27 protein-coding genes and 1 pseudogene are annotated in these 25,540 nt (G+C 63.5%); 16 read left to right on the plus strand and 12 right to left on the minus strand.

The genetic code is table 11. The features are described from left to right. The first annotated feature begins 56 nt into the window (after positions 1-56). A complete protein-coding gene (locus tag NKJ77_RS04035; RefSeq protein ID WP_023670005.1) occupies positions 57-404 on the plus strand; it encodes a hypothetical protein in 348 nt (115 codons plus the stop codon). 133 nt (positions 405-537) lie between these two features. Continuing rightward, positions 538-843, plus strand: coding sequence for an ATP-dependent Clp protease adapter ClpS (clpS, locus tag NKJ77_RS04040; protein WP_023670006.1), 306 nt, complete (start codon positions 538-540; stop codon positions 841-843). A 42-nt stretch (positions 844-885) separates the two neighbouring features. Here the strand turns inward: clpS and NKJ77_RS04045 are convergent, their stop codons facing one another. From NKJ77_RS04045 to NKJ77_RS04060, 4 genes are all read right to left on the minus strand, one after another. Then, on the minus strand, positions 886-2,970 hold the full coding sequence (locus tag NKJ77_RS04045) for a hypothetical protein (RefSeq protein ID WP_352510473.1): 2,085 nt from the start codon (positions 2,968-2,970) through the stop codon (positions 886-888). Positions 2,971-3,178: 208 nt separating this feature from the next. Next, a complete protein-coding gene (locus NKJ77_RS04050; RefSeq protein WP_352534315.1) occupies positions 3,179-6,004 on the minus strand; it encodes a DUF4159 domain-containing protein in 2,826 nt (941 codons plus the stop codon). Further along, the gene (locus NKJ77_RS04055) at positions 6,001-6,915 is read right to left on the minus strand and encodes a DUF58 domain-containing protein (RefSeq protein WP_023701554.1); all 915 of its coding nucleotides are present in this window, start codon (positions 6,913-6,915) and stop codon (positions 6,001-6,003) included. Before NKJ77_RS04055 ends, NKJ77_RS04050 begins: the two co-directional genes overlap by 4 nt. Continuing rightward, positions 6,915-7,919, minus strand: coding sequence for an AAA family ATPase (locus tag NKJ77_RS04060; protein WP_352534318.1), 1,005 nt, complete (start codon positions 7,917-7,919; stop codon positions 6,915-6,917). The genes NKJ77_RS04055 and NKJ77_RS04060 overlap by 1 nt, the downstream gene beginning before the upstream one ends. Positions 7,920-8,063: 144 nt before the next feature. On the opposite strand from NKJ77_RS04060, the gene NKJ77_RS04065 reads away from it, so the two are divergent. The 3 genes from NKJ77_RS04065 to NKJ77_RS04075 are packed head-to-tail and all read left to right on the plus strand — an operon-like array spanning position 8,064 to position 10,593. Further along, positions 8,064-8,693: a DUF1285 domain-containing protein gene (locus NKJ77_RS04065; RefSeq protein ID WP_023686147.1), complete on the plus strand. Its 630-nt coding sequence runs from the start codon at positions 8,064-8,066 to the stop codon at positions 8,691-8,693. Beyond that, positions 8,693-9,325 carry a CoA pyrophosphatase gene (locus tag NKJ77_RS04070; protein ID WP_352534339.1) on the plus strand — a complete coding sequence of 211 codons (633 nt, stop codon included), beginning with the start codon at positions 8,693-8,695 and terminating at the stop codon, positions 9,323-9,325. Before NKJ77_RS04065 ends, NKJ77_RS04070 begins: the two co-directional genes overlap by 1 nt. Next, a complete protein-coding gene (locus tag NKJ77_RS04075; RefSeq protein ID WP_031237663.1) occupies positions 9,322-10,593 on the plus strand; it encodes a CCA tRNA nucleotidyltransferase in 1,272 nt (423 codons plus the stop codon). The genes NKJ77_RS04070 and NKJ77_RS04075 overlap by 4 nt, the downstream gene beginning before the upstream one ends. Positions 10,594-10,599: 6 nt before the next feature. Here NKJ77_RS04075 and NKJ77_RS04080 read toward each other — a convergent pair whose 3' ends face one another. The 3 genes from NKJ77_RS04080 to hemF all read right to left on the minus strand — a co-directional run bounded on the left by NKJ77_RS04080 (position 10,600) and on the right by hemF (position 12,431). Next, positions 10,600-10,785, minus strand: a complete 186-nt coding sequence (locus NKJ77_RS04080; protein WP_023670013.1) for a DUF1059 domain-containing protein — start codon at positions 10,783-10,785, stop codon at positions 10,600-10,602. Between the two features lie 232 nt (positions 10,786-11,017). Then, positions 11,018-11,278: a DUF1344 domain-containing protein gene (locus NKJ77_RS04085; RefSeq protein WP_023686144.1), complete on the minus strand. Its 261-nt coding sequence runs from the start codon at positions 11,276-11,278 to the stop codon at positions 11,018-11,020. Positions 11,279-11,516: 238 nt separating this feature from the next. Next, positions 11,517-12,431, minus strand: coding sequence for an oxygen-dependent coproporphyrinogen oxidase (gene hemF, locus NKJ77_RS04090; protein ID WP_023695814.1), 915 nt, complete (start codon positions 12,429-12,431; stop codon positions 11,517-11,519). A 275-nt stretch (positions 12,432-12,706) separates the two neighbouring features. On the opposite strand from hemF, the gene NKJ77_RS04095 reads away from it, so the two are divergent. Beyond that, the gene (locus NKJ77_RS04095) at positions 12,707-12,964 is read left to right on the plus strand and encodes a hypothetical protein (RefSeq protein WP_023683688.1); all 258 of its coding nucleotides are present in this window, start codon (positions 12,707-12,709) and stop codon (positions 12,962-12,964) included. On the opposite strand, the gene soxR is transcribed toward NKJ77_RS04095, so the two are convergent. Then, the gene (gene soxR / locus NKJ77_RS04100) at positions 12,961-13,407 is read right to left on the minus strand and encodes a redox-sensitive transcriptional activator SoxR (RefSeq protein WP_352534321.1); all 447 of its coding nucleotides are present in this window, start codon (positions 13,405-13,407) and stop codon (positions 12,961-12,963) included. The genes NKJ77_RS04095 and soxR overlap by 4 nt on opposite strands. 146 nt (positions 13,408-13,553) lie before the next feature. Beyond that, entirely contained in the window at positions 13,554-14,012 is a 459-nt protein-coding gene (locus NKJ77_RS04105) for a tRNA (cytidine(34)-2'-O)-methyltransferase (RefSeq protein ID WP_023670018.1), read from the minus strand. Positions 14,013-14,457: 445 nt separating this feature from the next. Here NKJ77_RS04105 and NKJ77_RS04110 point away from each other — a divergent pair, with 445 nt between their 5' ends. Genes NKJ77_RS04110 through NKJ77_RS04130 form a run of 5 tightly spaced genes read left to right on the plus strand, consistent with a single transcriptional unit; the run spans position 14,458 to position 19,472 of the window. Continuing rightward, positions 14,458-14,865 carry a hypothetical protein gene (locus NKJ77_RS04110; RefSeq protein WP_352534323.1) on the plus strand — a complete coding sequence of 136 codons (408 nt, stop codon included), beginning with the start codon at positions 14,458-14,460 and terminating at the stop codon, positions 14,863-14,865. A gap of 27 nt (positions 14,866-14,892) precedes the next feature. Further along, positions 14,893-16,788: an ABC transporter ATP-binding protein gene (locus NKJ77_RS04115; protein WP_352534325.1), complete on the plus strand. Its 1,896-nt coding sequence runs from the start codon at positions 14,893-14,895 to the stop codon at positions 16,786-16,788. A 10-nt stretch (positions 16,789-16,798) separates the two neighbouring features. After that, positions 16,799-18,682 (plus strand): ABC transporter ATP-binding protein, encoded by a 1,884-nt coding sequence (locus NKJ77_RS04120; protein ID WP_023831428.1) that lies wholly within the window; start codon positions 16,799-16,801, stop codon positions 18,680-18,682. 3 nt (positions 18,683-18,685) lie between these two features. Beyond that, positions 18,686-19,162 carry a GNAT family N-acetyltransferase gene (locus NKJ77_RS04125; protein WP_023831427.1) on the plus strand — a complete coding sequence of 159 codons (477 nt, stop codon included), beginning with the start codon at positions 18,686-18,688 and terminating at the stop codon, positions 19,160-19,162. A gap of 1 nt (position 19,163) precedes the next feature. Then, positions 19,164-19,472, plus strand: coding sequence for a DUF6665 family protein (locus tag NKJ77_RS04130; protein ID WP_023691589.1), 309 nt, complete (start codon positions 19,164-19,166; stop codon positions 19,470-19,472). A gap of 20 nt (positions 19,473-19,492) precedes the next feature. Here NKJ77_RS04130 and NKJ77_RS04135 read toward each other — a convergent pair whose 3' ends face one another. The 3 genes and pseudogenes from NKJ77_RS04135 to NKJ77_RS04145 form a co-directional block, all read right to left on the minus strand. Further along, positions 19,493-19,837 (minus strand): cupin domain-containing protein, encoded by a 345-nt coding sequence (locus tag NKJ77_RS04135; RefSeq protein WP_023683696.1) that lies wholly within the window; start codon positions 19,835-19,837, stop codon positions 19,493-19,495. A 5-nt stretch (positions 19,838-19,842) separates the two neighbouring features. After that, positions 19,843-20,249: pseudogene (locus NKJ77_RS04140) on the minus strand (type II toxin-antitoxin system VapC family toxin). Then, on the minus strand, positions 20,249-20,524 hold the full coding sequence (locus NKJ77_RS04145) for a type II toxin-antitoxin system Phd/YefM family antitoxin (RefSeq protein WP_023701566.1): 276 nt from the start codon (positions 20,522-20,524) through the stop codon (positions 20,249-20,251). The pseudogene NKJ77_RS04140 and the gene NKJ77_RS04145 overlap by 1 nt, the downstream one beginning before the upstream one ends. Before the next feature lie 259 nt (positions 20,525-20,783). On the opposite strand from NKJ77_RS04145, the gene petA reads away from it, so the two are divergent. The 5 genes from petA (at position 20,784) to NKJ77_RS04170 (ending at position 25,487) form a co-directional block, all read left to right on the plus strand. Next, the gene (gene petA, locus NKJ77_RS04150) at positions 20,784-21,344 is read left to right on the plus strand and encodes a ubiquinol-cytochrome c reductase iron-sulfur subunit (RefSeq protein ID WP_023670027.1); all 561 of its coding nucleotides are present in this window, start codon (positions 20,784-20,786) and stop codon (positions 21,342-21,344) included. Between the two features lie 16 nt (positions 21,345-21,360). Beyond that, on the plus strand, positions 21,361-22,704 hold the full coding sequence (locus tag NKJ77_RS04155) for a cytochrome b (RefSeq protein ID WP_023683697.1): 1,344 nt from the start codon (positions 21,361-21,363) through the stop codon (positions 22,702-22,704). A gap of 23 nt (positions 22,705-22,727) precedes the next feature. Beyond that, positions 22,728-23,600 carry a cytochrome c1 gene (locus NKJ77_RS04160; protein WP_023831426.1) on the plus strand — a complete coding sequence of 291 codons (873 nt, stop codon included), beginning with the start codon at positions 22,728-22,730 and terminating at the stop codon, positions 23,598-23,600. A gap of 186 nt (positions 23,601-23,786) precedes the next feature. Then, positions 23,787-24,932, plus strand: coding sequence for an alpha-hydroxy acid oxidase (locus NKJ77_RS04165; protein ID WP_352534328.1), 1,146 nt, complete (start codon positions 23,787-23,789; stop codon positions 24,930-24,932). Between the two features lie 9 nt (positions 24,933-24,941). After that, positions 24,942-25,487 carry an adenine phosphoribosyltransferase gene (locus tag NKJ77_RS04170; RefSeq protein ID WP_013529989.1) on the plus strand — a complete coding sequence of 182 codons (546 nt, stop codon included), beginning with the start codon at positions 24,942-24,944 and terminating at the stop codon, positions 25,485-25,487. Positions 25,488-25,540: the final 53 nt, after the last annotated feature.

The following is a 25,540-nucleotide window of genomic DNA, read 5'->3' on the forward strand; positions in this document are numbered from 1 at the left end:
GCCGGCCACCCAGGACTTTAACCCGTTTGCAATGCCGGTCCGGTAGGATAGCCCGCATGAAGAAGCGGCTTTCATCCATTCTGCGCTCGATGGCCATCGGCGGCCTTGTGGCCTCGGCAATGGTCAGGGTGCTGATCCAGTTCACCGCCAGCCCGGTGCCCGATCCGGTGAGCGGGCGCACGGAGCCGTCGCTGTTTGCACCGGCAATCTCCAGCAGCTGGCAATACATCACACCATGGCAAAGCCTGCTGCTTACCGTGATCACCGGCGCGGCGCTGGCCTGCTTCTTCGGCTGGCTCGCGGTCGCCTGGGTCGAATACAAGGCGGCCGGATCAAGGCCGGATGCGGCATCCAGCGCACGGCAATTCCAGGCTCGTCGCGTCGCCGATCGCCAGAGCCGTTGAACCGCAGCGTACAGTTCCTAAATTTGTGAACGGCAGCACTTCCGGGAAGCCGGTTTGGCGCGCCGATCAAAATGGACGACGGCTTTCCCCCATGACAAAGTGAGAGCGACCCCTCGCGCGATACCGGTTCCCGATGCCTGAAATCAGTTCCAAACCCCGCACCAAGACGAAGCCGCGGACCGAGCGGCCGAAGCTCTACAAGGTCATCCTCATCAATGACGATTTTACGCCGCGCGAATTCGTGGTGACGGTGCTGAAGGGCGAGTTCAAGCTCAGCGAAGACCAGGCTAACCGGGTGATGATCACCGCGCACCGGCTCGGCGTTTGCGTCGTTGCCGTCTTCACCAGGGATGTCGCCGAGACCAAGGCGACACGGGCCGTCGACGCGGCCAAGGCCAAGGGGTACCCGCTGCTGTTTACGACGGAGCCGGAGGAGTAGGTTGAGCGTCTTTCTCCCCGTATAGTGACGGAGAAGGGATCCTTACCTTCCCTCTCTGTACCACATCGCGCCCATGGCCAGCAGCAGCAGGCAAAGGCCGAGGAAGCCGCCGAACAGGGGTACGCGCGAGACGGCTTTGAGCACGCTGTCGTCGGTGCTGCGCAGGCCGATCCAGTCTGCGCCCGAGGCCGCACCGGAGGCACGGACCGGGACGATGGAGGGCAGGGCGACGCTGCCGGTGAGCTGGCCAAGGGTGGAGGAGGCCGCCAGCCGGCGCACGCTGCCGCCGGTGGCCTCAGTCGGAGCCTTCAAGCGGTCCTCGGTAGAGACGACGTCGGAGAATTCCGGAGCGTTGACCGGGCCGACATGGGCGAGTGCGGTCAGGTCACCATTGCCGATCTGGTAGAGGCCGATCTCCTTGGTCTCGATGCTGCCCAGGAAAACGCCGGGTTCGGACTTCTCCAGCTTGACGATCAGCGCCTTGCCCGAAGGGGTGATCACCTGCGCCGGGCCGGGATCGTCGCTCATCGTCTGGCGGCGGATTTCCAGCATCATGCCGCGGCCGTCGGCGGTCAGCCGCTCTTCCTCGAGTTCAGGTTCCTTCATCAGCCAGTGGGCGATGCGGCGGTAAAGCTGGACATGCGGCCCGCCACCCTCGAAGCCGCGCGCCCATAGCCAGCCCTGATCGGACAGAAGCATGCCGACGCGGCCTTCGCCCTTGTGGTCGAGCAGAAGCAGCGGGCGGTTGTCGGCGCCCTTCATCACTACTTCGCCTTCGGGGTTCTGCACGCCGATGGTGCGGAACCAGCGGCTCCAGCGCGGCGGCTCGGTCGCCGAGCCGTCGAGGCCGCGCGTCACCGGATGGCGCTGGCCGAGATCGGTGAGGCGCGGATAGAAGGCCTTGTCGATGACTTCGCCGGTCGGCATTGCCGGCAGCGACGACATTAGCGGGGTGCGGGCAATCGAGGCGTCGCCGGCATATTCTGGCCCGGCGGCGATCAGCAGCGCGCCGCCCTTTTCGACGTATTCGGAGATGTAGTCGTAATAGAGGATCGGCAGCACGTCGCGGTGCTGGTAGCGGTCGAATATGATGAGATCGAAATCCTTGATCTTCTCGACGAACAACTCGCGGGTCGGGAAGGCGATCAGCGACAGTTCGTTGATCGGCGTGCCGTCCTGCTTTTCCGGCGGCCGCAGAATGGTGAAATGGACGAGATCGACCGAGGCGTCGGATTTCAGCAGATTGCGCCAGGTGCGCTCGCCGGCATGCGGTTCGCCGGAAACCAAAAGCACGCGCAAGTTCTCGCGGATGCCGTCGATCAGCGCGATGGCGCGGTTGTTGGCGTCGGTCAGTTCGCCCGGCTCGCGGTCAATGGAGAGTTCGACGATGTTGCGGCCGGCGCCAGGGATGGTCACCTGCAGCGGCATCGCCTGGCCGATGGTCGCCTCTTCGACCGCGACCTGCTCGCCATTGACCGAGACGCGGACATCGACCGGGCCGGTTTCGCCGTCGGTGGCGATGACGCGGTAGGTCATGTCGAGCGGCTTGCCGACGAGGCCGAAGCGCGGCGCGTTCTCGAAGCGGATGCGGCGGTCCTTCTCGTGCTCGTTGCCGGTGATCAGCGCGTGCAGCGGCGCATTGAAGTCGGGGGCGGCCGGTGCGTCATGCACCTCGCCATCGGTGATCATGATGGCGCCACCGATGCGCGAGGGCGGCACGTCGCGGAAGGCGCCTTCAAGCGCTGCAAAAAGCTTGGTCTCGGTGCGCTCGTCGGCGGCTTCCGACTTGCCGGCCTCGACGACGCGGACGTCGAACTGCTTGAAGCGGCCAAGGCGCTGCTGCAAACCGGCAAGCGCTTCGTCGGTCTGTTTGGTCCGGTCGCCGATATCCTGGCTCTGGCTGCGGTCGACGATGACGGCAACGACGCTCTTCAGCGCCTCGCGCTCCTCATCGAGGAAGACCGGATTGAGGAGTGCTGCGCCCAGCGCAATCAGCGCCGCGAAGCGGAAGATCGCGCCGCGCTGGCGAAACCACAAGCCGACAGCCGCCAGCACCAGCAGCGGTGCGAGCACCAAAGCCAGCAAGGGCCAGGACAGCAGCGGTTCGAAGGAAATCGACCAGTTCATCGTTTACCCTCCCCCTTGTGGGGAGGGTCGATCCGCGTAGCGGAGCGGGGTGGGGGTAGGCGACAGAGCGCTGGCGCTGCACCCCCACCCCGGCTCACTGTCTTCACTTCGCTGCGGCAGCGAGCCGACCCTCCCCAAAAGGGGGAGGGTGAGGCTGCGCTGCCGGCGCCAGACAGGATCGAGACGAAAATTAGCCAATACCGCCATCCTACTGCCCCAGCCGTTCGAGCAGGATCGGCACGTGCACCTGGTCGGATTTGTAGTTGCCGGTCAGCATGTACATCATGATGTTGACGCCGGCGCGCAGCGCATAGATGCGCTGCATCGGATCCGACGGCACGGTCGGCAAAAGCGGGTCACCATTCTCGTCGACGGCCCAGGCGCCGGCAAAATCATTGGCGGTGATCAGGATCGGCGAGACGCCGTCGCCGACGCGCACCGGCCGATTCTCGGCATTGCTGGCCTCGAGCGAGGCTTCCACCCAGAGCGGGCTGCCGGAGAAACGGCCGGGAAATTCGGGCAGGATGAAGAAGGATTTGGTCAGCACATGGTCGGCGGGCACCGGCTCCAGCGGCGGCACGTTGAGATTGCCGAGAATGTCGCGCAACCGTTCCGTCGCCGGGCTCGCCGAATCCGCACCGATGCCGTTGGCGAACTGGTCGCGCGTGTCGAACAGCACCGTGCCGCCCTGCTGCATATAGGCGTCGATGCGGGCGATCGCGGCTTGGCTCGGCATCGGCGCGGAAGGAGCGATCGGCCAGTAGATCAGCGGATAGAAGGAAAGCTCGTCCTTCGAGATATCGACGCCCGCCGGCGCGCCCGGCTCGAGCGCCGTCTTCTCGATCAGGAAGCGGGTCAGGCCTTCGAGCCCGGCGCGGCTGATCGAATCGTCACCGGGCACACCGGTCAGCACATAGGCGATGCGGGTCTTGGCAATATCCTCGATAGCCGCGGCATCGCCGGGCTTGGCATCGTCGGCGCGGGCGAGGTCGGCATGGCCAAACAGCATGCCGAGGCCAAGCAGCAGCGCAGCCGTCGTTGCCGCGGCCGAGCGGGCGCGGCGCGGCCGGCGCGAGATCAGCCCGCCCATCCAGAACACCGCCAGCGTGTCGAGCAGCATAAGCACAAGTGCCGCTGTGACCAGCGATCCCTTGAGGTCGCGCGATTCATCGAAAGCGTACTGGATATTGGTCACCGGCACTGTGAATTGCGGGCGCACCAGCGGCGCGAAGGCGGTGGCCGGGTCGAGCAGATTGTGGGCGAAAACGCCGGTTTCCGAGCCATAGAGGCCGGGCGGGTTCTCGAACGTCACCGGCAGCGAGCCGGCGCCGGGGACCAGCGGTCGTGCGTCCGGCGTCGGCGGCACCAAAGTGCCGTCGGCGGCTATCATGCGATAAGGCGCCAGCGACGTAGCAGCGGCTTCAGCGTTGGCGACCGCCGCACCCTGGTTGCGCGACAGCTGCACAATGCGCCGCAGCATCTCGACGAAGCTGCCGGAGATCGGCAGCGTCGACCATGTCGCTTCCGGGGTGATGTGGAACAGAACCAGCGTGCCCTTGCCCTTCTTCAACCCGGTCACCAGCGGGGTGCCATCGGCAAGGGTTGCCCAGGTGCGTTCGACGATGTCCGGCGTCGGTTCGGCCAACACCTGCCGGCTCACCGTGACCTCGGCCGGCGGTGCGAGGTCGGCGAACGGGCCGTTCTTCGGGAATTCGGTCACCGCTTGCGGCGTCGTCCATGACAGCGCGCCGCCAAGCGAGCGCTCGCCGGTGCGCAGCCTGACCGGCAACAGATCATCGTCATTGCCGGCGGCGGCCAGCCGCGAACCGGCAAAGCGCACCAGCGTGCCGCCATTGTCGACCCAGTCGACCAGCCGCTGATGGACCTGCGGGGGAATGGTACCGATATCGGCCATGACGATCATCGCCGGCTTCTGGTCGAGAAGCTGCGGGATGGCGTCGGCGAGATCGACGCTCGACGGTTCGACCAGATCGGCGAAAGGCTGCAGCGCGCGCCTGATGTAATAGAGCGGCGACAGGAGCGGCTGCGCCTGGTCGGCCTCGGCCTGCGATAAAAGTCCGACGCGGCGGCGCTTGGAGCTTTCGTCGAGCACGCGCACCGCACCTGCCTGGCGTTCACCGTCGAGCGCGATCGAGGCGAAGTCGTTGCGCAGTTCGAACGGCACCGCCATCGTGCCGGTGGCGGTAGTCTCACCCGGCGCGAAGGTCAGCGTCGCGTCGGCGATGCGGCGGCCCTTATCGTCGAAGGCGCCGGCGGTGACTTGTGCCGGGGCCGGATCGCCGGGCGCGCGGATGGCGGTCAGGGCGAAGCCGTCGACCTGATTTTCGGCGCCAGTGAGCCCAGTCAGCGCCAGCCGGCCGGAATCGGCCCAGACGACACGGGCGGCGTTTTTCGACAGCAGTGTGTTGAAGGCGGCCTCGTCGCCCTTTGCCGCAAGGCCGTCGGCGAGAACGGCAACGCTGGCGCCGGGCAAGGTTTCCAGCACGCCGGCGACGCGGGCATAGACAGCGGGTCGGTCGGTCGGGATCGGCCTCGGCTTGGCGGCGCGCAGCCGGTCGAGAGCAGCCGCCGCATCGAAGGGGCCGATCTCGGCGTTCGGCTTTTCGGCGGTGAAGGCGATGACGACCGGTACGCCGTTCGAACCGGCATCGGCGATCAGCCGCTGGGCGGTGGCGACGCGCTTGCCCCAGTCGGCGGCACTCGCCCAGTCATTGTCGATGACGAGCGCCAGGGCGGCGCCCTCGGCCGGCAATTTTTCGCGCGGATTGAAAACGGGTTCGGCTAATGCCGCGACGACAAGGGCTGCCATCAACAGCCGCAGCAGCGTCAGCCACCACGGGCTCTGCTGCGGCGTTTCCTCGCGCTTCAGCACGCGAGCGAGGATCTTCAGCGGCGGAAACATTTCGGACTGCGGCTTGGGCGGTGTGAGCCTGAGCAGCCACCAGATCACCGGCAGCGCCAGCAGGCCCCACAACACCATGGGAGCGCCAAAGGAGAGCGGCAGCCAGCTCATGCGCCGGCCCTTCCCACGAATGCGCCATCGGCGGTCATCGCCATGTGGATGCGCACCAGCGCCTCGGAAGCGAGGCGGTCGGTGTGATTGACGGTATAGCTCCAGCCGAGGCGCTTGCACCAGCTGGCCAGCTCCTGGCGGCGGGCGGTGTAGAGCAGGCGATATTCGTCGCCGAGCATTTCGGCGCGGCCGGCGGTCAGCTTGTCGCCGGTCTCGGGATCGGTGAATTCGGTGCGGCCGGCATAGGGAAAGGTCTCCTCCGCCGGATCGGCAACCTCGATCAGATGCGCACGCACGCCATGCCGCGCCAGCACATCGAGCCATTCCATGGTCTCCTCGACCGGGTCGAGGAAATCGCTGACGACGACGATGTCGCAGAAGCGGCGGATGGCGGACAGGTCAGGCTTTGCCGGCGGGTCGGCGGCGTGCATCAATTGCGCCGCGATGCGCTCGGCGCCGTTGCGGGCGGTGAACGGATCGGTCAGGCCGGGCCAGGCGATGCGCTCGCCGCTGCGAGATAGCAATTCGGCCATGGCCAGTGCCAGCACCAGCGCGCGCGATTCCTTGGAAACGCTGGCGCCAGTCGATTTGTAGAGCATGGAGGGCGATGGGTCGGCCCAAAGCCACACCGTGTGGGCTGCTTCCCATTCGCGGTCGCGCACATAGGTGTGGTCGTCCCGGGCCGAACGGCGCCAGTCGATGCGCGAGGAATCGCCTTCGACATAGGGGCGGAACTGCCAGAAATTCTCGCCGATGCCGCGCTTGCGGCGGCCATGCCAGCCGGCAATTACCGTATTGACGATACGGCGTGCCTCGACCAGCAGGTCCGGCACCAGCGAAGCCCGCAACCGTCCCCTGGCGAGCGCGTCGCGCGTCGCTGCCGGTGCCTGGACTTCGCCGATACGCGCCATCAGATTCCTTTGGCCAGTTTCGCTACCACGTCGCGCACGGTCGTGCCCTCGGCGCGGGCGGCAAAGGTCAGCGCCATGCGGTGCTGCAGCACCGGTTCGGCCAGCGCGCGGATGTCGTCCACCGACGGCGCCAGCCGCCCGTCATAAAGCGCGCGCGCACGGGCGCACAGCGTCAGCGCCTGGCTGGCGCGCGGGCCGGGACCCCAGGCGACATGCTTGTCGGTCTCGGCATTGCCCTGGCCGGGACGCGCCGAACGCACCAGTTTGAGGATGGCGTCGACGACGCTTTCGGGCACCGGCATACGGCGGATCAGCGTCTGGATTTCCTTCAGCCGCGCCGGCTGCAGCACGTTTTGCGCCTTGGCGTCCTCGATGCCGGTGGTCTCCAGCAGAATGCGCCGCTCGGCCTCGATTTCGGGATAAAGGATGTCGACCTGCATCAGGAAGCGGTCGAGCTGCGCTTCGGGCAGGGGATAGGTGCCTTCCTGCTCCAGCGGGTTTTGCGTCGCCAGTACATGGAAGGGCGCGGGCAGGTCGTGGCGAATGCCGGCGATGGTGACGTGATATTCCTGCATCGCCTGCAGCAGCGCCGACTGGGTGCGCGGCGAGGCGCGGTTGATCTCGTCGGCCATCAGCAATTGCGCGAAGATCGGGCCGGAGATGAAGCGGAAGGAGCGCTTGCCGGCCTCGTCCTGTTCCATCACCTCTGAGCCGAGAATGTCCGACGGCATCAGGTCGGGTGTGAACTGGATGCGGCGCGAATCGAGGCCGAGCACGACACCGAGCGTTTCGACCAGCTTGGTCTTGGCAAGGCCGGGCACGCCGACCAGCAGCGCATGGCCGCCGGCAAGCAGCGCCACCAGCGTGCGCTCGACCACCACTTCCTGGCCGAAAATGACGCGGCCGACGCCGTCGCGCACCCTGGAAATATCGGCCAGCGCCGTCTCGGCCTGGGCGATCATGTCCTTTTCGCTGATTGGGCTTTCCTTGACCATTACGCTCATGCCGCATCGATCCTTGTGCTGGAAGTACCGGCTTGCACTGTAGTGCCTTAGAATGCCGCGATTCGGCTTCGCCTGGCGCCTACGAATGAATTTAAATCACAGACTTAGGCTGACAAGCGGAACAACAGTGACTATTTCGTGACCATGACGGAACGCTCCGAACATCGCGAGCACAGCCTTACTGCCGCAACCGAGGCGCGCGGTCTCGAAGCGTTGATCTCGCGTGCGGCTCGCGCCGGCAAGGGCGCGGCGCCGGTGGAGCGCTGGAATCCCGACTTTTGCGGCGATCTAGACATGGAGATCAAACAAGACGGAACGTGGTTCTATCTCGGCACGCCGATCGGCCGCATGCCGCTGGTGCAGCTGTTTTCCAGCGTGCTGCGCAAGGACGAGGATGGCAGGACCTATCTGGTGACGCCGGTCGAACGGGTCGGCATCCGCGTCGTGGACGCGCCTTTCATCGCGGTTGAAATGGATGTTTCCGGCGCCGGCGCCGAGCAGACCATCACTTTCCGCACCAATGTCGGCGATGTCGTCGAGGCCGGACCTGGCCATCCGCTGCGCTTCGTCGACGAGAACGAGACCGGCGGCCTAAAACCCTATGTGCTGGTGCGCGGGCGGCTGGAAGCGCTGGTGGCGCGGCCGGTGATGTACGAACTGGTCGAGCATGGCGAGGAGATCGATATCGGCGGCAAGACGATGTTTGCCGTGCGCTCGAAAGGCGAAATCTATCCGATCATGCCGGCGGAAAAACTGAAGCGGCTGAGCGCATGATGGATCAGGTGAGGCCGCCGCCGTTTTCCACAGCGGATTTTCGCGCGCGGGTCGCGGCGCCAGCTGAAGCCCATGCCGGCGACGATTATGGCGATCATCGCTTCAACCCCGGCCATCCACGGTTGACGCAGCTCAAAGCGCTGCGCGACGCCGCGGTGCTGATCCCGGTCGTCGATCATGGACGCGATGCGACCGTGCTTTTGACCAAGCGGGCGGAAAAACTGCGCAGCCATTCCGGGCAGGTGGCTTTTCCTGGCGGCACCATTGATCCCACCGATGCGACCCCGGAAGCAGCGGCCTTGCGCGAGACCTTCGAGGAGATCGGCCTCGGCCATGACCGCATCGAGATCATCGGCCGCATGCCCGATTATGTCGCCGGCAGCGGCTATCGCATCGCGCCGGTGCTGGCGATCGTCGAGCCCGGTTTTACGCTGTCGCTCAATTCCGACGAGGTCGACGCCGCCTTCGAAGTACCGCTTTCGTTCCTGATGGATCCGGCCAACCACACCAGGGACAGCCGCATGTGGAACGACCTGGAATGGTTCTTCTACGATATGCCCTATGGCGGCCAGCGCATCTGGGGCGTCACCGCCGGCATCATCCGCACGCTCTATGAAAGGCTCTATGCTTGAGTGATCCGATATCGCTGGCGGGCAGAGCCGACTGGCTGGGTGAAAAGCATCTGCAGCGGCTGCTTGCCGTGCTGGCGCAAGGCGGCGAGGAAGCCCGCATCGCGGGCGGCGCGGTGCGCAATGCACTGATTGGGCAGCCGGTCGCCGATATCGACGTTGCTACCACTTGCCTGCCCGAGGAAACCGTTCGCCGCGCCGAGGCGGCGGGCTTCAAGGCGGTGCCGACCGGCATCGAGCACGGCACGATCACGGTGATTGCCGGCGGCGCGCCCTATGAGGTCACCACGCTGCGCGCCGACATCGAGACCGATGGCCGCCGCGCCAAAGTGTCGTTCGGCCGCGACTGGAAGGCCGACGCCGAACGGCGCGATTTCACCATCAACGCGCTCTATGCGGAGGCTGACGGGACGGTCGTCGACCTGGTCGGCGGCGTCGGCGATATCGAGGCACGAAGGCTGCGCTTCATTGGCGATGCCGAGCAGCGGATCCGCGAAGACTATCTGCGCATCCTGCGTTTCTTCCGCTTTTTCGCCTGGTACGGCGAGGGTCGGCCCGATGCCGAGGGATTGAAGGCCTGCGCCCGGCTCAAGGACGGTCTCGCCCATCTCTCGGCCGAACGCATCTGGTCCGAGCTGAAGAAGTTGTTATCGGCCCCAGATCCGTCGCGCGCCTTGCTGTGGATGCGCCAGGCCGGCGGGCTCACCAGCGCCCTGCCGGAAAGCGAGAAATGGGGCATCGATGCCATTCATGGGCTGATCAAGACAGAAAAGGATCTGGGCTGGGCGCCGGACCCGCTGCTCAGGCTGGAGGCGATCGTGCCGCCCGATGCGGAGAGGATGAAGACACTGGCCGAGCGGCTGAAACTTTCGACCACTGAGGCGGAGCGCCTGCGCCACTGGGCGCTGACGGCTGCCGTCGAGCCCAAGACAAGCGAAGCGGAACTGGCCAAGAAACTCTATTCCGGCGAGCGCCAGGGTTTTCTCGATCGCCTGCGGCTGTCGCTGGCGTCGGCGCGAGCGCGGGCTCTTGAGGACAATGACGCCCTGGTTCAGGCCGGCGGGTTTTCGCGCCTGCTCGCTTTTGCGCTGAAATGGGAAAAACCGGTGTTCCCAGTCAAGGGCGGCGATCTGACGGCGCTTGGCGCGTCGCCGGGGCCAATACTCGGTGCGATCCTGAAAAACCTGGAAAAGGAATGGATCGGGTCCGGCTTTGCGCTCGATCGCGACGCGCTGCTGGAGCGCGCCGCGGAAGCCTTGAAGGCCAGATAGGACTGCTCAGGCCGCGTCGCGAACTTTCTCGATGCGCGAGCGGATCGCCTCGATCATCGTCTCGCGAATGACCGTTTCGCCATGTGTCTCGCGCATATGGTCGACGGCGCGGCGCATGACCTCGGCTTCCTCACCGGCACGCGTGTGCCACTCACAGCCGGGAACCAGCGAGCCGCAATGGAATTCCTTCATGGGATTTTCTCCTTTTCCTCCTTGGAGCCTGTGCCTCTCATGGGCACACGAAGCTCCGCCATCTCTGTTCCGCGCCCTGTCACAGCAGTCGGTTTCGGGGGCGCGCACGGGGGAGTTAGCATAACACGGTTCCACGAGTTTGGTTGCCGTGGGGGCGAAAAAGGCGGAGCAGCGCTGCTCCGCCCCCTCTTGCCAGGCTAAGCCAAGGCGAGAACGTTCGGTCTTGTCCCGATCACTTCTCGATCTTGACGGACTCGGCAACCTTGTTCTTGCCGCTCATGTCCCAGGAAACGCGGACCTTTTCGCCTGCCTTCAGGCCAGGATCCTTGAAGGTCTTGGGCAGCGTAAAGGTCGATCCATCGTCCAGAACGAGGCTCATGGCCGTGCCATCATAGGTCTTGACCGTGCCCGTGGTGTGCTTGACCGCGGCAAAGGCAATCGAGCCGGAAGCGAGAAGGGCAGCGGCGGCTGCCGAAACAATGAGCTTTCGCATGTAATACTCCTGGAAATGCGGGCATCCGTTTGGAAAATGCTCCGCCTTGTTCAGGGCCGTCCGGTAGCGTCGTGTCGCGGTTCGGGACTGAACCGCCGGCGCTTCCCGGCCCGAAACGACAAATAGTCGTTTTATTTCAATCGCCTATTAGACGAAAAAGATAATGGCGATGCCACATTGGCTGCCCAGATTCGGCGAATGGGACGTCAATGCGGCTCACGTTTCGCTCACCGATTTTTTACGGCCACCTGACCTCCGGCGGCAGGCTGGACAGGATCGAAGCGACATTGCCGCCGGTCTTCAGGCCGAAGATGGTGCCGCGATCGTGAAGAAGGTTGAATTCGACGTAACGGCCGCGGCGAATGAGCTGCTCGTCGCGGTCGTCGTCGGTCCAGTTCTCGTTGAAATGGGCGCGAACCAGGTGTCCGTAGACGACAAGGAAAGAACGCCCGACATCCTGGACGAAGTTCAAATCGGCATTCCAGCCGCCTTTCTCCTCCCCCGAATGCAGCCAGTCGAAAAAGATGCCGCCGACGCCGCGCGGCTCGTGGCGGTGCGGCAGATAGAAATACTCGTCGCACCAGGCCTTGAATTTGGGGTGGTCGGCGATCGCAGCGTTCTTCTCGCAGGCGAACTGCATGGCTCGATGGAAGGCGACCGTGTCGGGGTGATCTTCCGTGCGGTTGCGGTCGAGCACCGGCGTCAGATCGGCGCCGCCGCCAAACCAGTGGCGCGACGTCACGACCATGCGGGTGTTCATGTGCACGGCCGGCACGTTGGGGTTCCAGGGATGCGCGATCAACGAAATGCCTGATGCCCAGAAGCTCGGGTCTTCCTCGGCGCCGGGCATCTGCTTCCTGAATTCGGGCGAGAATTCGCCATAGACGGTCGAAGTATGGACGCCGACCTTCTCGAAGACGCGGCCGCGCATCATCGCCATGGCGCCGCCGCCGCCCTTTCCATTGTCGCGTTCCCACGGCGTCTTCTCGAAGCTGCCGGGCGACCATTCGGCCAGTGGTCCCTGCAGTTCCTGTTCGATCTGCTCGAAGGTTGTGCAAATGCGCTCGCGCAGCGTCTCGAACCAGAGCCTGGCCTTCATTTTCTTCTGTTCGATGTCGGGTGGCAGGCCTGCCGGTATTTCTGGTCGTTCCAAAATGCTGTCTCCGGTCGCAGCCGACAAAGGACCTAGTGGAGTGAATTTGACATTTGCACACAGCGTGGCGCAGGGCACGACGCAAATGTCAAATTCGAAAACTCTGCTAGAAACATAAACTTGCTAGCGGTCCTTGTGATTCCAACATTCGCAACGGCGCCTGGGGATTAGGGAGGCGAATGTTGGAATCGGACCACTAGCCTTTTCCGGGCGCGATCCCTAATCTCTTAGGGGCAAGGGTCAAGTGTCATCTGGTTCGGCCCAGGAGTTCTTTCATGCGCACGCCGGCAAGACCGCCGCTGCATGGCCTGAAGAAAAGGCTCGATCGTTCACGCGCCGAGCGCGAGCGCATGCCGCGTGACGGGTTTTTGCGGGAGACCTTTGTCTTGCCGCGCCCCGATGCGCGGCTCAAAGCCAAGGAATGGTTCGAACGCTTTCCCAAGCAGGCCTACTGGACCGAGATCGAAAGCTGGTTCGAACGGCCAGGCGACGTCATCGAATTCACGATACGGCGGCTGCCCGCGGCGGATTAGAATTCCGCAAGCAGTCGCCTTGCGCCCGGCCCTTGCGCACTCAAGCGATCTTCCCTGTTTCGCAGCGGGCATTTGTCGATCGACATGCAGCCGCAGCCGATGCAGTCGGTCAGGCCGTCGCGCAGCTTCTTTAGCTGAGTGATCTTGCGATCGAGGTCGTCGCGCCAGCCGGTCGACAACAGGTTCCAGTCCTCGCGCGTCGGGGTACGGCCTTCTGGGAGCGATTCAAGTGCGGCGCCGATCTCGGCCAGCGAAATGCCGACCTCTTGGGCGATCCGGATGATTGCCACCCGCCGCAGCACGTCGCGGCCATAGCGCCGCTGGTTGCCCGACGTGCGGTGGCTGCGGATCAGCCCGCGCGCCTCGTAGAAATGCAGCGCCGACACCGCCACGCCGCTGCGCATGGCCAACTGGCCGACCGTCAATTCCTTTACCGGAGCCATCTCGATTTTCCGCTTGACCTCAACTTAAGTTGAGCTTGTAGCCAGGAAATGTCGATAGGGCAATTGAGGAGAAGGCGATGTGCGCCTGGGTGAGAATGATGCAAGACGCAAGGGCCGTTGGCGATGACGACAACGCGTTGAAGGTTCTAGCCGAGTTGCCGGATGGCTTCACCGGCGACCATGGCGACGGACAGCGCGACGTTGATGCTGCGCGTGCCCGGCTGCATCGGGATCGTCAGCCGCGCATCCGCCGCCTGATGGACAGGATCCGGCACGCCGGCGGATTCGCGGCCGAACAGCAGGATGTCGCCTTGGGCGAAGCTGAAGCCCGTATAGGGGGTCGCGGCTTTGGTGGTGAGCAGCACCAGCCGGCAGGCTTGGCCCTTGCGCCAATCCTCGAAGGCGTTCCAGTCGACATGCCGGGTCAGGGCAGCCATTTCGAGGTAGTCCATCCCGGCGCGCTTGAGCGCTTTGTCGGAGAGCGGAAAGCCGGCTGGTTCGATAATGTCGACGCCAAGGCCGAGGCAGGCGGCGAAGCGCAGGATTGTTCCGGTGTTGCCGGCGATGTCAGGCTGGTAGAGGGCGATGCGGAGACGGTGGTTCATTTCCGCGTCTTTCTAATAAGTGGCAGATCGGCCACAGCGGGTGGCTGGTTGTGGAAATTGCTGGACCTGCGGGTGGCCATTTTCTGCGAAGTCGATTATACCGCAGGCATTGTCAACCCGAACCGATGGAGGGGTATTTCATGATGACCATGCACATCCTGCGCCCCTCCCGTGGGCTTACCTGCCTGCCGGCGGTTTCGGTACGACGATTTACCTGATTTCTTAGATCTGATCGCACCGATCCCCGCCGAACCCAATTTTCGGCTCTTGAAGGAATCCTGCGATGTTTTTCAACCGGTTAAAGGGGCCTAGAGCCCCAGCTGAGCATGTCGCGACCGAGTGCTATCCTCGTGTCCCGACGGATGCAATCCGTGCCTCCGGCCGAATGCCGGCGCACGACATTGCTTCGCCTTTTTATGTCTATTCTCACACGGAGGACGGACCGATGTCCGATCCCTATAAGATACCGGGTTCAAGAAGCCTGCACGAACGCAAGACGGCGACCTGGGCGTTGCTGGTCGGCGAGACCTATTCGTCGGCGGTTCACGCCGAGACGCGCCGGCGTCCGCATCGCGGCATGTTGCCGGATGTCGATTTCTCGCGTGCGGTTCCCGACCACAGCCGGCCGTCGCTGGTGCGCCGGATCATCCGGCTGATCCGGCCGGGCGCGAAAAACCGGACTGGCGGCTGCGTGCCGTCAGCTCAGTCGAAGGCTTCTGTCGGTGAAAAGCCCGCAAGTCCCTATATTGCGCGAAGCAGGACCGATGGCCCGGGTGATTCCGGGCCGTCGGTCCCCGCCGACGTACGGTCTGGGGACGCGGAGCGCCCCGGGGATTTTTCCCGCGCCGCATGAGCGGACAAAAGTTTTGTGAGCATCACTATGTTTAGCTGGTTTGAAAGAAGGCTCGATCCGTTCCCCGCAGCGGAACCGGTCGAGCCGCCGAAGACACTGGTTGCCTTCTGCGTGCATTATACGCGCGGCGCCTGGCCATACATCATCGTCGACGCGGTGCTGGTGACGGCGATTGCCATCGCGGAAGTGTGGATGTTCGGCTTCATGGGCCACATCGTCGACTGGCTGTCCGGGCAGAACCGCGAAACCTTCCTGCAGACCGAGAGCTGGAAGCTCGCCGGCATGGCCTTCGTCGTGCTGTTCGCGCTGCCAGGTACAGTATGGCTGCATTCTTTGCTCAACCAGCAGACGCTGATGGGCAACTACCCCATGCGCATCCGATGGCAGGTGCATCGTTATCTCTTGAAGCAGTCGATGAGCTTCTACCAGGACGAATTTGCCGGCCGCATCGCCACCAAGCTGATGCAGACGGCACTCGCCGTGCGCGAATGCGTCATCAAGGTGATCGAGGTGCTCAATTACGTCATCGTCTACTTCCTCGGCATGCTGTTCATCGTCGGCTCGGCCGACTTGCGGCTGGCGGCACCTCTCGGCGTCTGGCTGCTCGGCTATATCGGGTTGTTGCGCTATATCATCCCGAAGCTGGGCAAGGTCGGCGAGGCGCAGGCCAATGCGCGCTCGACGATGACCGGCCGCGTCGTCGACAGCTACACCAACATCCAGACGGTCAAGTTGTTTTCCCATGCACGGCGCGAAGCAACGTTCGCGAGAGAAGGCATGGCAGGCTTCCTTGACACGGTCTACCGGTCGATGCGGCTGGTGACGATGCTTTACGGCCTGCTCTATATCCTCAACGCGCTGCTCCTGTTTTCGGTGACTGCGCTGGCGCTGTGGCTGTGGCTCGGCCAGGCGGTGACGATCGGCGCCGTCGCCGTGGTCATCGGCCTCGTGCTCCGTATGTGGGGCATGTCGCAGTGGATCATGTGGGAAATGTCGAGCCTGTTCGAGAACATCGGCACGGTGCAAGACGGCATCGCCTCGATCTCGCTGCCGCGCCTGGTCGAAGACCGGCCGGGGGCGAAGGACATTGCCGTCACCAAGGGCGAGATCCGCTTCGACGACATTCGTTTCCACTATGGCAAGCAGAAGGGCGTCATCGAGAACCTGTCGCTGACGGTGAAGCCCGGCGAGAAAGTCGGCATTGTCGGGCGCTCGGGCGCGGGCAAGTCGACGCTGGTCAATCTCCTGTTGCGGTTCTACGACCTCGAGAACGGCCGGATCCTGATCGACGGCCAGGAGATCGCTTCGGTGACGCAGGATTCGCTGCGCGCGCAGATCGGCATGGTGACGCAGGACACTTCGCTGCTGCATCGTTCTGTGCGCGACAATATCCTTTACGGGCGGCCCGATGCGACGGAGGAAATGGTTGTCGAGGCAGCCGGGCGGGCCGAGGCGCTGGAGTTTATCGGCAGGCTTTCGGATCACACCGGACGTAAAGGGCTCGACGCTCATGTCGGCGACCGCGGCGTCAAATTGTCCGGCGGCCAGCGGCAACGCATCGCCATTGCTCGCGTTATGTTGAAGGACGCACCGATACTTATCCTTGACGAAGCGACGTCGGCGCTGGATTCCGAAGCCGAGGCCGCCATCCAGGAGAATCTCTACAAGCTCATGCAAGGCAAGACCGTCATCGCCATTGCGCACCGGCTGTCGACCATCGCGGCAATGGACAGGCTCGTCGTCCTCGACAAGGGCCGTGTCATCGAGGAGGGGTCGCACGAGGAACTCGTCGCCAGCGGCGGGCTCTACGCGCAGCTCTGGCAGCGCCAGTCGGGCGGGTTCCTGCTCGACGACGGTCCGGTCGATGCCGCCAATGACGCTGTTGCCAACGATATCGGCGTGAAGGGTGAAGCCGCAGAGTGATGACGTCAGCATGATGACAGCCGTCTATCGCTGGTTCGAGAACTGGGTCTATCCGTTCAGGGAGCCGGCGGACCTTCGGCCGCCGTCAAGCGTCGGCGGCTTCCTCTGGCACTATGTCGGCCAGGCGAAGTTCGCCTTCTTCGCCATGCTGGTCATCGGCGGCATCGCGCCGCTGATCGAGGCCGGGCTGTTCTACTTCGTCGGGCGGCTAGTCGATATTCTCGACCAGCTTCCTGGCGAGCGCAGCTGGCACGCGCTGTGGACCGCCGCCGGGCCTGAGCTTGTTTTCATGATCGCAGTGGTGCTGGTCATCCGCACCGTCGTCGTCGGCCTGTCGGCGCTGGTCAACGAACAGACGATCACGCCGGGCTTCTACAATCTGGTGCGCTGGCAGGCGCACCGGCATGTGTCGCGGCAGTCCTACACTTTCTTCCAGAACGATTTCGCCGGCCGTATCGCGACAAAAGTCTGGCAGGCGGGGCAGGCGACCGGCGACCTGATGGAGAGCTTCATCGAGGTCATCTGGTTCATGCTCATCTATACGGTGACGACCTTGGCGCTGGTCGCCGGGCTGGATCTGCGCCTGGCCGTGCTGGTGGTGATCTGGATTCTCGCTTTCGCCTGGTTGGCCAAGCTCTATCTGCCCTCGATCCGCAGGCATGCCGAGGCCACGGCTGAAGCGGGCTCGATGATCAATGGGCGCATCATCGATTCCTATTCCAACGTGCAGACGCTGAAGCTGTTCTCGGCCGACGGCGACGACCGCTACATCCGGAACGGCTTCGACATCTATCTCGATGCGCTGCGGCCTTTCACCCGCCGGCTGACCGGCGTGCGCATGGCGCTGACGACGCTGTCGGGCATCATGATCACCGCGATTGGCTGCTTTGCCGTCTATCTCTGGGTCGAAGGGTCGATCACCGTCGGCGCCGTCGCGTTCACGCTGTCGCTGGTCTTGCGGCTCAACATGCTGCTCGGACGCGTGATGATGCAGCTCAACGGCATATTGCGAAATCTCGGCGTCCTGGAAAACTCCAAGGCGCTGATCTCGCAGCCGCTTGGCCTTGTCGATGCGCCGGATGCGAAAGAGCTTGTCGTCGCCGGCGGCCGCATCGAGGTGAAGAATGTCGAGTTCCACTACGGCAAGGGTTTTGGCGTGCTGAATGGCATCGACCTTGTGGTCAAGCCTGGCGAGAAGGTCGGGCTGGTCGGGCCGTCCGGTGCGGGCAAGACGACGCTCGCCAACCTCATCTTGCGCCTCTACGACCTCGAGAGCGGCAAAATCCTGATCGACGGGCAAGACGTCGCCGAGGTGACGCAGAACTCGCTGCGCGCCAATATCGGCGTGGTCAGCCAGGACACGGCGCTGTTCCACCGCTCGCTGCGCGACAACATCAAGCTCGGCATGCCGGACGCGACCGAGGCCGAGGTGATCGCGGCGGCGAAGAAGGCCGAGGCGCACGAGTTCATATTGGGCCTGCGCGACAACCGGGACCGTACCGGCTACGAGGCTTTTGTCGGCGAGCGCGGCGTGAAACTGTCGGGCGGCCAGCGCCAGCGCGTCGCGATCGCCCGCGTCTTCCTCAAGGATGCGCCGATCCTGATCCTCGACGAGGCGACCTCGGCGCTCGATTCCGACATCGAGGCGGCGATCCAGGAGAATCTGGCCAGGCTGATGGAGAACAAGACGGTCATCGCCATAGCGCACCGGCTGTCGACCATCGCCGCGCTCGACCGTCTTGTGGTGCTGGACGGAGGCCGCATCGTCGAACAGGGCACGCATGACGAGCTGGTGGCGCTCGACGGGCTCTATGCGCGGCTGTGGAAGCGGCAGTCCGGCGGCTTCCTCTACCACGAGGAAAGCGTGCTGGAAGAGACACGGCCGGCGGAGTAGGGCATGGCAGCGTCGCCTGATATCGGCTACGTCCTCAAGCGGCTGCGGCCAACCGCGCCGGCCTTCGATGCGCTGAAGGAGGAGAGCCGGCTGGAAGGCTACTGGATGCTGGTGCGGCTGGCGGATGGCTGGGCGGGCGGCCGCAACAAGTTCCTGAAACGAGGCGAGGCGCTGTTTGGTGCATGGCATGGCCGAGAACTCGCTGGTGTGTGCGGGTTGAACATCGATCCTTATTTCGAAGGCAGGGACCACGGCCGGGTCAGGTACCTGTTCGTCAGCGCGCGTCATCGCCGCAGCGGCATTGGCCGCATGCTGGTCGAGACCGTCATTGACAGGGCACGTCAGCATTTTGCCGTGCTGAACACCCGCGCGCCACAAGAAGCCTTTGGGTTCTATGAACGGCTTGGCTTCCAGCCGGTGGTGGGCGAAGAATTCGTCACGCACCGCATGATGCTCTCTCAAGACAGAAAAGGAGGCTGAGATGTCACTGCGTCCGCCATCCCTAGGCGCCTCGGCTGCCGAAGCCGCGTTCGACGCCCTCGGCCATGAGATACTGGCTGAAAAGGCCGCAGCGCTCGGCCGTGCCGGCCAACGGGTCGAGGAAACGCTGGCCAAGCTCCGTCAGAACAACGACGACGAGGAGCAGCGACTGCGGCTGCTCAAGGAGGCTGCCGCAGCGGTGCACGCCTATTTCATCCAGCGTGAACTCTGCGGCCTGCGCCGGCATGAGTCGGTCATCCGCGAATACGATATCCCAAGGGCCGTGCTGGTCAGGCTCGGTGCAAGCTAGAGGTCATCAGCCGGCAACAATCATTCCAGCCATTCGGTGATGAAGCTGCCGTTTTCGTGGATGTCGGTCGTTTCGAGCGGGCCTGGGCCGAGATTGGTGAATTTGTGCGGCGTATCAGGCGGCACGATCAGGATCTGGCCGGCCGTGGCCTCGATCTGCTGGTCGCCGATCGTGAACAGGCCGGTGCCTTGCCGGATGATGAAGATTTCACAATAGGGATGCGTGTGCAGGCGCGGGCCGCCGCCAATCTCTTCCTGATAGTTGAAAATCAGGCAGGAGTTGGAGTCGTAGGCGCCGCATTGCAGTTCGCCCTGCCAGCGGCCGGGCGTCCTGGTCCAGGTCTCGCGGTCGATGATGTGTGCCATAGCCTCTAACCCTTCGTCGGTATCCAGGGGTTGAAAAGCTTCACGCCGGTGCCTTCAAAATCCTTGGTGTTGCGGGTCACGACTGTCAAGTTTTTGACGAGCGCGGTAGCGGCTATGAGGGCGTCGCGCTCCGGCTTTGGATCGGGAACGTGGAGGTTTGCGCAACGCACGACAACAGCCTTGTCTATGCTCAATATCCGGTCGTCAAACTGTGGAATGACTCACGGTACATGGTGGCCTGGCGAGTATCCTTCCTCGACAAGAGCAATGTTCCGATTTCGAGTTCCAGGATCGAAATGACCGACATGAAAAAGCTGGCGATGTCGTGGGTCTCTGACCAGGCCAAAACGTTGCGATCGGCCTTGTCCCGACGACGCAGATTCGAAACGACATTGGTGTCAAGAATGAACATCAGTCGAGTTCGGGAATCTTGAAAAACGGTCCTTCCAGGCGAGGTGGTTCCCAGTCGAAATCTGCTTCGGGGCGATCATCGGCAATCGCGTCCGCGAGGCTTCTCGGCTTCTTCTCTAAACGCTGATATTCCTCCATCGACATCAGCACATGGGAGGGCTTGCCGCGGTCGGTAATGATGACCGGCCCGTTCTTGGCTGCCCGTTTGGCATGCGCCGTGTCCTGGTTGAATTCACGGCTCGACATGATGGTTATCGTCTTCGTCGAGATATTCATATCAACACCTCCATCCGGAAGATGTAGACATATTGCTACATTCGGCCAAGCTCGTCAAATTTCTCTTCGTGCGGAACGCCCGCGACAATCTGCCCTTGTGGCCTCAGCCCGCTGGACAAAAACGGGCTTCACGCATAAACCGAAATCCAAATGCCGGAGGAATTCGCTAGCTTGTTCGCCATGCGCTGTCGGGCCGGCGCGATGGAGCGGGGACAAAGCTCGGCCGCCGGCTCGGAAGAGGCGAAAGGATCAGGCACCCGTGAGCGCAACCGACACCCAGGATCCCAACCGTCGTGATTTTCTCTACGTCGCCACCGGCATGGCCGCAGTGGTTGGCGCAGGCGCCGTTGCCTGGCCCTTCATCGACCAGATGCGCCCTGATGCCTCGACGCTGGCGCTGGCCTCGGTCGAGGTTGATGTCGCCTCGCTGACGCCTGGCATGTCGCTGATCGTCAAATGGCGCGGCAAGCCGGTCGTGGTGCGCAATCGCACCGAGCAGGAGATGAAGGACGGCGAAGCCGTGAACCTTGCCGATCTCAAGGATCCTATTGCCCGCAACGCCAATCTGCCCGCCGATGCGCCGGCGACCGATGCCAACCGCACCACGCCCGGCAAGGAAGCCTGGATGGTGATGGTGCAAGTCTGCACGCATCTGGGGTGCATTCCGCTTGGCCAGGAAGGCGATTTCGGCGGCTGGTTCTGCCCGTGCCACGGTTCGGTGTACGATACCGCCGGCCGCATCCGCAAAGGCCCGGCGCCGGAAAACATGGCCGTGCCGGTATTCAAGTTCATTTCCGATACCAAAATCCTTATCGGTTGAGGCAGGGGATAATTCGATGAGCGAGGGACACTCGACCTATACGCCCAAGACCGGTATCGAACGCTGGTTCGACGCCCGCATGCCGCTGCCGCGCATGATCTATGACAGCTTCATCGCTTATCCGGTGCCGCGCAACCTCAACTATGCGTGGACCTTCGGCGGCATCCTCACGATCATGCTGGTGGCGCAGATCCTGACCGGTATCGTGCTCGCCATGCACTATACCGCCGACACCAATCTCGCCTTCAATTCGGTCGAGAAGATCATGCGCGACGTCAATTCCGGTTGGCTGTTGCGCTACATGCATTCCAACGGCGCCTCGTTCTTCTTCGTCGCCGTCTACATCCACATCTTCCGCGGGCTTTATTACGGCTCCTACAAGGCGCCGCGCGAGCTGCTGTGGATCCTCGGCTGCATCATCTATCTGCTGATGATGGCGACCGGCTTCATGGGCTATGTGCTGCCCTGGGGTCAGATGAGCTTCTGGGGCGCCACCGTCATTACCGGCTTCTTCAGCGCCATTCCGCTGGTCGGAAACTGGATCCAGGAACTGCTGCTCGGCGGTTTCGCCGTCGACAACCCGACGCTCAACCGCTTCTTTGCGCTGCACTATTTGCTGCCGTTCATGATCGCCGGCGTCGTCGTGCTGCACGTCTGGGCGCTGCATGTGGTCGGCCAGTCGAACCCGACCGGCATCGAGGTGAAATCGAAAACCGACACCGTTGCCTTTACGCCCTATGCGACCATCAAGGATGCATTCGGCATGATCGTGTTCCTGTTCTTCTTCGCCTATTTCGTCTTCTACCTGCCGAACTTTCTCGGCCATCCGGACAATTACACGATCGCCAACCCGCTGAAGACGCCGGCCCACATCGTGCCGGAATGGTACTTCCTGCCGTTCTACGCGATCCTGCGCGCGATCACCTTCAACATCGGGCCGATCAACTCCAAGCTCGGTGGCGTGCTGTGCATGTTCGGCGCCATCGTCATGCTGTTCCTGGTGCCGTGGCTCGACACCTCCAAGGTGCGCTCGGCGGTCTACCGGCCCTGGTACAAGCTTTTCTTCTGGCTGTTCGTCGCCGACGCTGTCCTGCTTGGCTGGCTTGGCTCGCAGCCGGCGGAAGGTGGCGGTCTGTTGACCCTCCTGATAGGTGAGGTCTCGGGCAACTACGTTGGCTACGCTCAAGCGGCGACACTGTTCTACTTCGCCTTCTTCCTCGTCATCCTGCCGGTGCTTGGCCTGATCGAGACGCCACGCAGACTGCCGAATTCGATCACCGAGGCGGTGCTGGAGAAGAACAAGGGTGCCGGAGGGGGACATCCGGCCGGTGCGACCGCGGCGCCGGAAACCAAAGGCTGAGTGAGAATCTAAGGGGATTTGGCATGAAAAAGATTCTCACCTCGCTCGCCCTGCTAGGCGTGTTTGCCGCTGGCATCGGAGCCGTCGGCAGTGTGGCGATCGCCGCTGAAGAGGCGCACAACGCGGCGGCACCGACGCATTTCCCGATCCACGAGCCGAAGGAGATGGACTGGACTTTTGCCGGTCCGTTCGGCACCTACGACAAGGCGCAGCTGCAGCGTGGCTTGAAGGTCTACAAGGAAGTCTGCTCGGCCTGCCACTCGATGAATTTGGTGGCGTTCCGCACGCTAGAGGACCTCGGCTATTCGGAAGCGCAGATCAAGTCGCTGTCGGCTGAGTACACCATCCATGATGGACCCAACGATGCCGGCGACATGTTCGACCGCCCGGGCAAGCCGTCCGACCATTTCCCGGCGCCGTTCGCCAATGAGGAGGCGGCTGCCGCTTCCAACGGCGGCGCTGCCCCACCGGATATGTCGCTGCTGGCCAAGGCGCGCGGCGTCGAGCGCGGCTTCCCGCGCTTCGTCTTCGACGTCTTCACGCAATATGCGCAGGGCGGCCCGGACTACATCCATTCGCTGCTGACCGGCTACGACGAGACGCCACCTGCCGGCATGGTGATCCCCGAAGGCACCCACTACAATCCATACTTCATGTCCGGCGTGTCGCTGAAGATGCCCAAGCCGCTCTCCGACGGCCAGGTCACCTACGATGACGGTTCGCCGCAGACGATCGACCAGTATTCGCGCGACGTCTCGGCGTTCCTGATGTGGGCGGCCGAGCCGCATATGGAAGACCGCAAGAAGACCGGCTTCCGCGTTCTGGTGTTTCTGCTTCTGTTCGGCGCGCTGATGTATCTGACCAAGCGCAAGGTGTGGGAAGGCGTGGCGCACTAAGCCGCATCTTATTCCTCGGAAATGGAAAGGGCGTCTTCGGACGCCCTTTTTGCTTGCCAAACCGGGCATGGTTCGCATCTTGGCGCAGCAGCCGTCCAGTAAGAAGTCCGTTGGCACGGCGCCATGCGATTGGTATTGCACGCGCGCCCGGCGGATCGCCGGCTAAAGGGGCATTTGGGATCGATGATGCGGCTACGCGACTGTCACAACTTTTCCGATTTCCGGCGCATGGCCCAGCAGCGGTTGCCGGGGCCAATCTTCAACTACATCGATGGCGCGGCCGACGACGAGGTCACCTATCGCCGCAACACCGAGAGCTTCGAGCGCTGCGACCTCGTTCCCAACGTGCTGCGCGGGGTAAGCGAGATCGACATGTCGGTGACGGTGATGGGCCAGAAGCTGGCCATGCCCGTCTATTGCTCGCCGACCGCCTTGCAGCGGCTGTTCCATCATCAAGGCGAGCGCGCGGTGGCCAAGGCTTCGGCCAAATTCGGCACTATGTTTGGCGTGTCCTCGCTCGGCACCGTCAGTCTTGAGGAAGCGCGCAAGATCAGCAGCAGCCCGCAGGTCTACCAGTTCTATTTCCACCGGGATCGCGGCCTCAACCGGGCGATGATGCAGCGGGCGAAAGCGGTTGGAGTCGAAGTGATGATGCTGACCGTCGACAGCATCACCGGAGGCAACCGCGAGCGCGACAAGCGCACCGGCTTTGCCATCCCCTTCAAGCTCAACCTTGCCGGCATGCTGCAGTTCGCGCTGAAGCCGGGCTGGGCGATCAACTATTTCACCCATGAGGGGTTCAAGCTGCCGCAGCTCGACGAGCATGTCGACATGGGCGGCGGCACGATGTCGATCAGCCGCTACTTCACCGAGATGCTCGATCCGTCGATGACCTGGGACGATGTTGCCGAGATGGTCGGACTGTGGGGAGGTCCGTTCTGCCTCAAGGGCGTCATGTCGGTGGAGGATGCCAAGCGCGCCGTCGAGATCGGCTGCAGCGGCATTGTGCTGTCCAACCATGGCGGCCGGCAGCTGGACGGCTCGCGGGCGGCGTTCGACCAGCTGGCCGAGATCGTCGATGCCGTCGGCGACAGAATAGACATCATCATGGATGGCGGCGTGCAGCGCGGCACCCATGTGCTGAAGGCGCTGTCGCTCGGCGCCAAGGCTGTTGGCGTCGGCCGCTATTATCTGTTCCCCCTGGCGGCGGCCGGACAGCCGGGCGTCGAGCGGGCGCTGGAGCAGATGCGGATCGAGATCGAGCGCGGCATGAAGCTGATGGGCTGCAGTTCGATCGAACAATTGTCGCGCAACAACCTCCGTTTCAGGTAATCTCGACCAATGAAATCCTCGCTCGAAGACACGCTGCTCGCCGCGATCCGCACCATTCCGGACTACCCCAAGCCCGGCATCCTGTTTCGCGACATCACCACTTTGCTCGGCAATGCGCGCGCCTTCCGCCGGGCCATCGACGAGCTGGTGCATCCCTATGCCGGGCAGAAGATCGACAAGATCGCCGGCATCGAGGCACGCGGCTTCATCCTCGGCGGTGCGGTCGCGCACCAGCTTTCGGCCGGTTTCGTGCCGATCCGCAAGAAGGGCAAGCTGCCTTACGAGACGGTACGCGTCGCCTACAGCCTGGAATACGGGCTGGACGAGATGGAGATGCACAAGGACGGCGTTGCGCCGGGCGAGAAGGTGATCCTGGTTGACGACCTGATCGCGACCGGCGGCACGGCGGAGGCGGCGGTCAAGCTGCTGAGGCAGATCGGCGCCGATATTCTTGCCGCGTGCTTCGTCATCGACCTGCCGGATCTCGGCGGACGGGCGAAGCTCGAAGCGCTGGGCGTGCCGGTGCGGACGTTGATCGGGTTTGAGGGGCATTAGGGAGTAGGGAGTAGGGAGTAGGGAGTAGGGAGTAGGGAGTAGGGAGTAGGGAG

This window comes from Mesorhizobium sp. M0052, from assembly GCF_040323255.1.
In the GTDB taxonomy this organism is placed as follows: Bacteria; Pseudomonadota; Alphaproteobacteria; order Rhizobiales; family Rhizobiaceae; genus Mesorhizobium.